Origin of the sequence: Phenylobacterium sp., assembly GCF_031181185.1 — a bacterium.
Lineage (GTDB): Bacteria > Pseudomonadota > Alphaproteobacteria > Caulobacterales > Caulobacteraceae > Phenylobacterium.
In genome coordinates, this window is the sequence record NZ_JAPSKZ010000132.1 from 1 (window position 1) to 10,005 (window position 10,005).

At 71.0% G+C, this 10,005-nt stretch carries 7 protein-coding genes; 1 reads left to right on the forward strand and 6 read right to left on the reverse strand.

Annotation, left to right across the window (positions count from 1 at the left end; all coding sequences use genetic code 11):
- Window positions 1-121: 121 nt before the first annotated feature.
- A complete protein-coding gene (locus RIF93_RS14925; RefSeq protein WP_309092242.1) occupies window positions 122-3,400 on the reverse strand; it encodes a carboxyl transferase domain-containing protein in 3,279 nt (1,092 codons plus the stop codon).
- Between the two features lie 152 nt (window positions 3,401-3,552).
- Here RIF93_RS14925 and RIF93_RS14930 point away from each other — a divergent pair, with 152 nt between their 5' ends.
- Window positions 3,553-4,116 carry a dihydrofolate reductase family protein gene (locus RIF93_RS14930; protein ID WP_309092243.1) on the forward strand — a complete coding sequence of 188 codons (564 nt, stop codon included), beginning with the start codon at window positions 3,553-3,555 and terminating at the stop codon, window positions 4,114-4,116.
- A gap of 45 nt (window positions 4,117-4,161) precedes the next feature.
- Here the strand turns inward: RIF93_RS14930 and RIF93_RS14935 are convergent, their stop codons facing one another.
- The 5 genes from RIF93_RS14935 to RIF93_RS14955 all read right to left on the reverse strand — a co-directional run bounded on the left by RIF93_RS14935 (window position 4,162) and on the right by RIF93_RS14955 (window position 9,957).
- Entirely contained in the window at window positions 4,162-6,372 is a 2,211-nt protein-coding gene (locus RIF93_RS14935) for a xanthine dehydrogenase family protein molybdopterin-binding subunit (protein ID WP_309092244.1), read from the reverse strand.
- 5 nt (window positions 6,373-6,377) lie between these two features.
- A complete protein-coding gene (locus RIF93_RS14940; protein WP_309092245.1) occupies window positions 6,378-6,845 on the reverse strand; it encodes a 2Fe-2S iron-sulfur cluster-binding protein in 468 nt (155 codons plus the stop codon).
- Window positions 6,846-6,918: 73 nt separating this feature from the next.
- Window positions 6,919-8,265 carry a PAS domain-containing protein gene (locus RIF93_RS14945; protein ID WP_309092246.1) on the reverse strand — a complete coding sequence of 449 codons (1,347 nt, stop codon included), beginning with the start codon at window positions 8,263-8,265 and terminating at the stop codon, window positions 6,919-6,921.
- Between the two features lie 188 nt (window positions 8,266-8,453).
- The gene (locus RIF93_RS14950) at window positions 8,454-9,161 is read right to left on the reverse strand and encodes a TPM domain-containing protein (RefSeq protein WP_309092247.1); all 708 of its coding nucleotides are present in this window, start codon (window positions 9,159-9,161) and stop codon (window positions 8,454-8,456) included.
- Between the two features lies 1 nt (window position 9,162).
- Complete coding sequence (locus RIF93_RS14955) at window positions 9,163-9,957, reverse strand: TPM domain-containing protein (protein WP_309092248.1); 795 nt, start codon at window positions 9,955-9,957, stop codon at window positions 9,163-9,165.
- Window positions 9,958-10,005 lie beyond the last annotated feature (48 nt).

The following is a 10,005-nucleotide window of genomic DNA, read 5'->3' on the forward strand; positions in this document are numbered from 1 at the left end:
TCGACGCCCAGACCTTCCGTAACCGCCACCTGGTTCCTCCCGTGCGGTTCTCTTGCTGGAACGACGGTACGCCCTCCGCAGGGCCCGGCAACCGTGACCCCACGTCACGCGGGGCGCGGGGTCACCAGACGTCGACGAACGGCCGCTTCTTGCCCGGGCGCTTGGGCGGGACGGGACAGGCCTTCAGGCCGCGCAGCAGCCAGGCCCGGGTCTCGGCCGGATCGATGACGGCGTCGATCTCGACCACCGAGGCCACCGACAGGGCCTTCCCCTGCTCGTACATGCGCCCGACCAGCTTCTCGAACAGCGCCTGGCGCGCGGCGGGATCGGTCTCGGCCTCCAACTCCTTGCGGTAGCCCAGGCGGACGGCGCCCTCGAACCCCATCGGGCCGAACTCGGCGGTCGGCCACGCGAGCGTCATCGCCGGCGCCGAGAAGTCGCCGCCGGCCATGGCCTGAGCCCCGAGGCCATAGCCCTTACGCAGCACGACGGTGAACAGCGGGACCGTCATGCTGGTCGCCGCGACCATCATTCGCGACCCGCGCCGGACCGCCGCCGTGGTTTCGCTCTGCGGCCCGACCATGAAGCCCGGCGTGTCGCACAAGGACAGCACGGCCACGTCAAAGGCGTCGCACAGCTGCAGGAAGCGAGCGGCCTTCTCGGCGCCTTCGGAGTCGATGGCCCCGCCCAGATGCCGCGGGTCGTTGGCGATGAGGCCCAGCGGCCGCCCCTCGATCCGAAGGAAGCCGGTGATCATGCCCCGGCCGTAGCCGCCCCGCAGTTCAAGCCAGCTGCCCTCGTCGGCCAGCGTACGGATCACCTGGCGCACGTCGTAGGCCCGCACGCGGTTCTCGGGGATCAGGTGGCGCAGGCGCCGCTGGTCGGCGCAGCTCCACTCCCGCACCGCCCCCTGGAACACGCCCAGAAGCTGCTTCGCCGCCGCGGTCGCCTGAGCCTCGTCCTCGACCAGCAGGTCGATCGCGCCGTTCGCGTAGAGCACGTCCGAGGGACCGATCTCGTCCGGCGTGAAGACGCCCAGGCCGCCGCCCTCGATCATCGCCGGACCACCCAGTCCGATGTTGGAATAGCGGGTGGCGATGGTGATGTCCGCGCAGCCGAAGAAGACCGCGTTGCCGGCGAAGCAACGGCCCGAGTTGATCGCGATCCGCGGCGCAAGGCCCGACAGGCGCGCGAAGGTCGTGAAGCTGGTGGTGTCCAGCGAGGAGGCCGAAAGCTGGCCGCCGTCCACGTCGCCGGGCCGGCCGCCGCCGCCCTCGGTGTACCAGACGATCGGCGCCTTCCAGTGCTCGGCGAATTCCAGGATCCGGTCGGTCTTCTTGTGGTTGAAGTGCCCCTGGGTGCCGGCCAGCACCGTGAAGTCGTAGGCCAGGCCCACACAGCGGGCGCGGTCCTCGTCGAAAAGGGTCCCGTTCACCTCGCCGAGGCCGACCACGATGCCGTCGGCGGGCGTATTGGCGCGAAGATCCTCGAGGCTGCGGCGCCGGCGCTGGGCGGCCACGGCCATGGCGCCGAACTCCTTGAAGCTGCCCGGGTCGAACAGGTCGGCCAGGTTCTCGCGGGCGGTGCGCTGACCCGTCTTCCGCCGCCGGGCCACCGCCTCGGGCCGCGCCTCGTCCAGGGTCAGCCGGTGGCGTTCGATCACCTCGGCGAGGTCGGGACGGATCGCGTCCAGGTCGATCGTGTCCTCGGCGGCCGCACCCGCCTCGGCGCCGCCGGTTTCCTCGACGAACGCCAAGGGGTCGCCCTCGAAGACGGTCTGGCCGGGTTCGACGACCAGGCTGCGCACGACGCCGCCGGACTGGGCCTCGATCACGTGCTCCATCTTCATGGCTTCCATGACCAGCAGGGCCTGGCCCTTGCGGACCGTCTCGCCGACCTTGGCCTGGACACCGATCACCGTGCCCTGCAACGGCGCGCGCAACGGGACCGTCCCGGCCGGACCTTCCAACGCCGGCGCCCGCGCGGCGGCGGCCTCGGCCCGGGCGGCGGCGTCGAAATAGAGCTTCGGATGCGCCTCGGGCTCGCCGGCCAGCTCGGCCATATGCTCTTCGATGAAGCGGGTGTGCACGTCGCCCGCGGCCACCGCCGGGTGGGCCAGCAGGTTCTGCAGGAAGGCGACGTTGGTCGGGCTGCCCTCGATGCGGAATTCCGACAGCGCCCGATAGGCCTTGGCGACGGCGCGCGAGAGCCCGCCGGCGCCGGCGTGCACCACCACCTTGGCCAAGAGGCTGTCGAAGCGGGCGCTGGTGGCGTAGCCGGCATAGCCGAAGCTGTCGACGCGCACGCCCGGGCCGGACGGCGGCTCAAAGGCCGACAGCACGCCCCCGGCCGGCCGCGCCTCGCCCTCGGCGGTCATGGTCTCCAGGTTCACGCGGGCCTGGACGGCATGGCCGCGGGGCGCCGGCACGCGGTCCTGGCCGAGCGCCAGGTCCTTCAAGCCCGCGCCGGCGGCGATCTGCAGCTGCAGCCGGACGAGATCCAGCCCGGTGACCTCCTCGGTGACGGTATGCTCGACCTGCAGCCGGGCGTTGGCCTCGATGAAGACCGCCTCGTCCCCGTCCACCAGGAACTCGATCGTGCCCAGACCGCGGTAGCCGGCCGCCTGGGCCAGGGCGATCGCATGGCCGAACAGCCGCTCGCGAAGCCACCCGGGCAGCATGTCGGCGGGCGCGATCTCGACCACCTTCTGCCGCTGGCGCTGAAGCGAGCATTCCCGGTCCCACAGGTGAACCACCCGCTCGCCGTCCCCGGCGACCTGCACCTCCACATGCCGGGCCCGCGCCAGGAACCGCTCGACATAGAGGCGGTCGTCGCCGAACGCCGCCTTGGCTTCGGACGCGCAGCGCTCGAAGACCTGGGCCAGTTCGTCCGCCGTGCTCGCGGGGCGCATGCCCCGGCCGCCGCCGCCGGCCAGCGCCTTGACCATCACCGGCCCGTGGGCCGCGAGGAAGGCCTGCGCCTCCTCGAGGCTCGTCGCTCCGTCGGCGCCGGCCAGCACCGGCACGCCGCACGACTGCGCCAGGGCGCGGGCGCGGGCCTTGTCGCCGAACAGTTCCAGCGTCTCGGGGGTCGGTCCCACGAAGGTCAGGCCGGCTTCGACGCAGGCGCGCGCGAAGGCGGCGTTCTCGGACAGGAAGCCATAGCCGGGATGCACCGCGTCGCAGCCGGCGTGCCTCGCCGCCGCCACGACGCCGGAGGTGTCCAGGTAGGCGGCCGGGCCCAGGCCCTTCAACGCCACCGCGGCGTCCGCACGCTTCACGTGCAGCGAGGCCGCGTCGTCCTCCGAGAAGACGGCGACGCTCTCGATCCCCATCTCGGCGGCCGTGCGGGCGATCCGGACGGCGATCTCGCCGCGGTTGGCGATCAGCAGCTTCTTCACGCGGGCATCCCCTCCGTCCGGCCGGTCTTCGCCGCCTCGGCGATCATCATGCAGGCGCCGCGACGGCCGCCAACCCCTCGCGCCGCAAATCTTCGATTGCGATTTCATACTAGTTGTCTTACGCAACTGGTATCGACCTGGAGGACACCCCGATGCGCAAGCTGATCCTGTCGCAAGTCGTCTCCCTCGACGGCTTCACCACCGATCCCAACGGCGAGTTCGTGCCGCCGCCCTGGTCCGACCAGGTGGCTCAGAAATGGTCCGGATGGGCGATGGAGGCCGGCGGCCTGTTCGTCTACGGCCGCGTCAACTTCGAGTACCAGCGCGACTTCTGGACAGCCGCCGAGCACAACGAGGCGATGCCCGAGGACATGCGGGCCTTCGCCCGCGAGTTCAACAAGCGCCCCCGCGCGGTGGTCTCCCGCACGCTGAAGGGCGATCCGGGCTGGGCCGCGGAAGTGCTGCCGGACGTCGAGGCCGTGGGCGCGCTGAAGGCGGAGGCAGGCAAGGACATGATCTGCTTCGGCGGCGCCGACATCGCCCACAGCCTGGCGGACGCCGACCTGATCGACGAATACCGCCTGATGCTGGTCCCCTACACTCTGGGCGGCGGCAAGCGGCTGTTCGACGACAAGACCCGCCGCGACTTCGAGCTGGCGGAGTCGATCACCACCGACGTGGGCTCGCTGATCCTGACCTACGCGCGGAAGCGGTGAGACAACGAAAACCTCCCCCGCCTGCGGGGGAGGTTCCCGATCGCCTTACGCCTTCAGCATCTCGGGCTTGATCGGCAGGCTGCGGATGCGTTTGCCGGTGGCGGCGAAGATGGCGTTGGTCAGCGCCGGGATGGCCGGCGGCAGGGCCGGTTCGCCCAGGCCCGTCGGCGGGAAGTCGGTCTTCACGAACTTCACCTCCACCTGCGGCGCCTGGTTGATGCGCATCAGCGGATAGTCGTGGAAGTTCGACTGCTGGGTCGCCCCGCCGACGATGGTGATCTCCTGGTGCAGCGCCTCGGACAGGCCATCCAGAACCGAACCCTGCACCTGGTTCAGGGCCCCGTGCGGATTGATGATCTGACGGCCGACGTCGCCCGCCACCCAGACCTTCTTCACCGCGACCTCACCCGCCGGCGAGACCGCCACGTGGGCGACCTGGGCGAAGTAGCCGAGGTGGCTGTAGTAGCAGCCGACGCCCATGCCCTCGCCCTTCGGCAGCTTGCCGCGGTTGGCCCAGCCGGACATCTCGCCTACGGCCTGCAGCACGCTGCGCATGCGGGCCGCGGCGTAGGTTGCGGGCGGCTCGCCGACGACGGCCTTGTCGCCCAGGAGCTTGATCTGGAAGGCCAGCGGGTCGGCGCCCGCCACGTGCGCCAGTTCGTCAATGAACGACTGCATGACGAACGCGAGCGCGTTTGAGCCGGGCGCCCGGAGCGGACCGGTCGGCACGCCCAGCGGCATGACGCTGACGTCGATCCGGCAGTTCGGCACGAAGCGAGCCGGGAATTCGGTCGGGCCCATGCCGGCGCTGGGCGCGAAGCCATTGCCCTCGCCGAACGAGACGAAGTGGTCGTGGAAGGCCACCACATTGCCCTGCGCGTCCACCCCGCCGCGCAGGAAGTGGAATCCCGCCGGCCGGTAGATGTCGTGGCGCATGTCGTCTTCGCGCGTCCACACCAGCTTGACCGGCGCGCCGGCCTCGCGGGCGATCCACGCGGCCTCGACCATGTAGTCGTTGGCCAGGCGGCGGCCGAAACCACCGCCACAGCGGGTCATGTGGATGGTGATGTCCTCGGGCTTGACGCCGAGGGTCTTGGCGCACAGCTGCCGGCCGGGCTCCGGGTTCTGGGTCGGCGCCCAGATCTCCAGCTTGCCGTCCTTCCACTCGGCCGTGCAGTTCTGCGGCTCCATCGGCGCGTGCGCCAGGAAGGGATAGGAGTAGGCCGCCTCAACCGTCTTGGCCGCGCCCTTCAGCGCCGCGTCGACGTCGCCGTCGTTCCGCGGCGTCCGCTGCGGCTTGCCGGCGGCCAGTTCCTTGGCCTTGGCCGCGAACCCTTCGCTGGACTGCTGCGAAGTCGGATGGTCCTGCCACTTCACCGCCAGGCGGTCGCGGCCCTTCTTGGCCGCCCACCAGGTGTCCGCGACGACCGCCACGCCCGGCAGCAGGCCGGCCCCGATCTGACCGGCGGCGGGATGCAGGGCCTTGGGGTCGCCCTCGACGACGAAGGCCTTGCGCACGCCCTTGACGCCCTGCGCCGCGGCGAGGTCGGCGCTGGCCACACGCGCGCCGAACACCGGCGCCTTCTCGTAGGTGGCGTACAACATGCCCGGGCGGCGCACGTCGATGCCGAACAGGGGCTGGCCCGTGACGATCTTCGGCGTGTCGTACTGCGGGATCGCGCGGCCGATGATCTTGTAGTCCTTGGGGTCCTTCAGCGGCAGCGACTTGGGATCGGGCGCCGTGACGCCCGCGCACTGGCTGGCCAGCGAGGCGTAGCTCGCCTTCCGGCCCGTGCGCGCATGGACAACGGTGTTCGGCGTCGTCGTGCACTCGCCGGCGGGGCAATTCCAGGCGGTGGCGGCCGCCTGGATCAGCATGGCCCGGGCCACTGCGCCCACCCGGCGCAGCTCTTCCCAGTGCAGCGGGGTGGCCATCGAGCCCCCCGCGAACTGGCGGCCGTAGGCCTGCGGGTCGTTGTCGGCCTGCTCGATGCGGACCCTGTCCCAGGAGACGTCCAGCTCCTCGGCGATCAGCATCGGCAGCATGGTCTTGATGCCCTGACCGATCTCCGGGTTCTTGTTGACGATGGTGACGATCCCGTCAGGCGCCACGCGGACGTAGGCGTTGATCGGCTGGGCCGCCGCGGCGCCCTGGGCCTGGCCCTTGCCGGCGACGGCGAACGACAGGACGAGCCCGCTGGCCGTCGCCGTCTTGAGGATCTCGCGCCGGGAGGCGCCGGTCATCTCGTGCGTCATGACGCTCACGCCTCCGTCTTCTGGCCGGACGCCCGCTTGATGGCGGCGCGGATCCGCACGTAGGTGGCGCAGCGGCAGATGTTGCCTGCCATGGCCGCGTCGATGTCCGCGTCCGTCGGCTTGGGGGTCTTCGACAGCAGCGCCGTGGCCGACATGATCTGGCCGGGCTGGCAGTAGCCGCACTGGGCGACGTCCAGCTCGGTCCAGGCGGCCTGGACCTTCTTGCCCACGGCCGTCGCGCCGATGCCTTCGATGGTGGTCACCTTGGCCTTGCCCACGCTCTCCACCGGCACCTGACAGGAGCGCATCGGCTGGCCGTCGACGTGCACGGTGCAGGCCCCGCAGGCGCCCACGCCGCAGCCGAACTTGGTCCCGACGATGCCGAGGCTGTCGCGCAGCACCCAAAGCAGAGGGGTGTCAGGATCGACGTCGGCCTTCAGGGCCTTGCCGTTGACGTTGAGGGTGAAAGGCATCGACGCGTCCTCCCGCTGGCGCGCCCCGATGCTACGGCCCAGACACCCGCCCCCGCAAGGCGGCGCCCTCACATTACGAAATGGTCATCCGCGACGCCTCGTCGGCGACGGGGAAGTGGATCTTGGCCTTGAAGCCGTCAGGGTCGAAGGCCGGCTCCACCCGGCCGCCGCAGCCGGCCAGGCCCACGTCCAGCAGCCGCGACCCGAAGCCCTTGCGCCTGGCGGGCGCCACCGGCGGACCGCCGCGCTCTATCCAGTCCAGCCGGAGGTGGCCCTCCGACCCGCCGCTCCGATGCAGCGCCACGCGGCCGTTGGACGTGGAAAGCGCCCCGTACTTGACGGCGTTGGTCGAGAGTTCGTGGAGCAACAGGGCCAGGGCCACGGCGACGTCGCCCGCGATCGCGGCCTCACCCAGACCCTCGTCCAGCTCGAAGCGGTTGGGATCGAAGGGCGTGAGCGTCTTCGTCACCACGTCACGGAGCAGCACCGGCCGCCCGCCGGAGGCGGTCACCAGGTCCTGGCTGTCGGCCATCGCCTTCAGGCGGGCGATAAGCACCTGCTCGAATTCCTTGACGCTGCCGACGCTGCGCGACGTCTGCATCACGATCCCGATCATCACCTGGATGCCGTTCTTGGCCCGGTGCGCGAGCTCTCCCAGCAGCAGGGCGCGCCGCTCTTCCGTCGCCTTGCGCTCGCTCACGTCCAGGGTCGTGCCGACCACCAACCGGACGCCCTCGGCATCCTTCACCACCCGCCCACGCGCCTGCAGCCAGCGCGGCTGGGCATCGGGCTGGTATGCGGTGCGGTGCTCGACGAAGAAGTCACCGCCGCGTTCGCGCGTGCCGCGATAGACCTCGCGCACCAACGCCTGGTCTTCGGGGTGCACCAGCGTCTGGTATCGCTCGATCGTCATCGACTGGCCCGCGGGCACCCCGAAGAGCTCGCAGTTGCGGTCCGACCAGACGACCCGGTCGTTGCGCACGTCCCATTCCCAGAAGCCGAGACCGGTCGCCTCCACCGCCGCCTCCAGCCGCCGGCGCTGGTCCTCGAGGCTCTCGGCGGCGCGCTTGGCGTCCGTGATGTCCATGAGGAGTCCGTTCCAGACGATGGTCCCGTCCGGCTGCGGCCGCGGCGTCGAGGTGATCCGGCGCCAGCGCACGTCCCCTGCCGCGTCGCGCATCCGCACCTCGATGTCGAAGCGCGACAGCAAGGCGATGGCGGTCGCCTCGGTCCGCGCCAGGACCTCCTGGTGGTCAGGTTCGATCTGGCCGTACAGGCGCTCGGGACGGGCAATGACCTCTTCGGGCGAGAGTCCGGTCATCTCGCGGCAGAGACCGCCCACATAGGTGAAGCGGCGCCCGAGGCCGGCCGCATCGGTGACGACCTGGAAGGCCATGCCGAGGTGCAGAAGGTCGGCCATCTCCGCGAAGGAGGGCGAAGCGACCGCCGGCGTCGACCTGTCGTCCAAACGTGTCCCCAACAGCTGCCCGTTACGGGCGGCGTCACTCTGTAACCAAGGGCGCCATGCCACAATACGAAAATGCGCAGGTCCGAGGAACGCGCCGCCGAATTGCGGTTCGCCGATTATTTCGAAGTGATTTCAGTGGCCTAGAGGCTCGGCAGCACAACCACCGCGTCCGGCAGTTCGTTCGGATTGTCGCGGGGCCGATGGGGGAAGCGTTCGGCCAGGACGTCTCCGCAGAGCCCGATGGCTGAGGCGAACCCGGCCGCCGGTTCGCCGCGCTTGAGGCCCGTGGTGAGGGCGGCCATGGCGCGGTCCCAGGTGTCGGCCTCCACTTGGCTCGCTATGCCCTCGTCGGCGATCAGTTCGGCCATGTGCTCGGCGAACGAGACGTAGATCAGCACGCCGGTGCGCTCGCGGGTCGCGTGCAGGTTCTTGGCGACGAACTGTTCCTGCGCGCGCTTGCGGACCCGCTCCCGCTTCAGGGCGCGCGGCGTGAGGAACCGCCGCACGGCGGGGATCGAGGCCACCGCCAGCGTCAGGGCGAACAGGGCGCCCTGCAGCAACACCGCACCGATCAGGGCGCGGCGCGCGGCGGCTTCCGCCACGCTCGCGACCTGGGCCGCGGTCCAGCCGCCCAGCAGGTCCGGCGCCTCGACATGCACGCCGGCCAGCAACAGAAGCGCCGGGCCCAGCAGGGCCACGCCCGTCGCCCACGCGATCGGGATCTCGCGATAGCTCGAGCTTTCCTGCGCGATCACGCAGTAGATCTCGCCCGTGGTCCGGGCCTCGGTCTCGCGGACGGCCGCTTCGATGGCGGCCAGGTCGGCGGGCGACAACAGAGGTTCTTTCATCTCACCAGCTCCCCGACGAACCGCCGCCACCGAACGAGCCGCCGCCCCCGCCGAACCCGCCGCCGAAGCGACCGCCACCGCCCCAGCCGCCGCCGCGTCCGCCGCCCGAGAAGATGATCGGCAGCAGCCACAGGCCGCCCCCGCGTCGGCGACGCCCCCGACGTCCAAAGCCACCCAGGATCCCACTCAGGATCCAGAAGATGATGAAGATGACGAAGATGACCGGGATCGCCGAGCCGCCGTCGCCGCTGCGCGCCTGACGCGCCTGCTCGGCCTGGGCGACGTTGGCGCGCGCCTCTCCGTCCGGCAGCGACAGCTGGCGGACCAGCTGGTCCGTCCCGGCCACGATGCCCTGTTCGAAATTCCCCTGCCGGAACTGCGGCAGGATGACGGTCTGGATGATCACGCTGGAGAGCGCGTCGGTCAGCACGCCTTCCAGGCCATAGCCGACCTCGATACGCACCTTCCGCTCGCTGGGCGCGACGATCAGCAGCGCGCCGTCGTTCCGCGCCTTCGAGCCGATGCCCCAGGCGCGGCCCAGCTGGTAGCCGTATTCCTCGATCTCGTAGCCCTGCAGGTCCGGCAGCGTCGCCACCACCACCTGCCGGCCGGTGGAGGCCTCCAGCTGGGCGAGTTCGTCGGTCAGCCGCTGCTCGGTCTGGGGCGACAGCAGCTGGGCGTTGTCGACGACGCGCCCGGTCAGCGGCGGGAACTTCGGCTGGGCGAGCGCGCCCGCCGGGAGCAACGCGACCAGGAGCGCGAGGGCCAGGCCCCGCGCGCCCGCGATCAGGTTCATTGCGGCGGAGCCGAACCCGGCGCCGCGCCGGGCGGCGGGGCGGCCGGG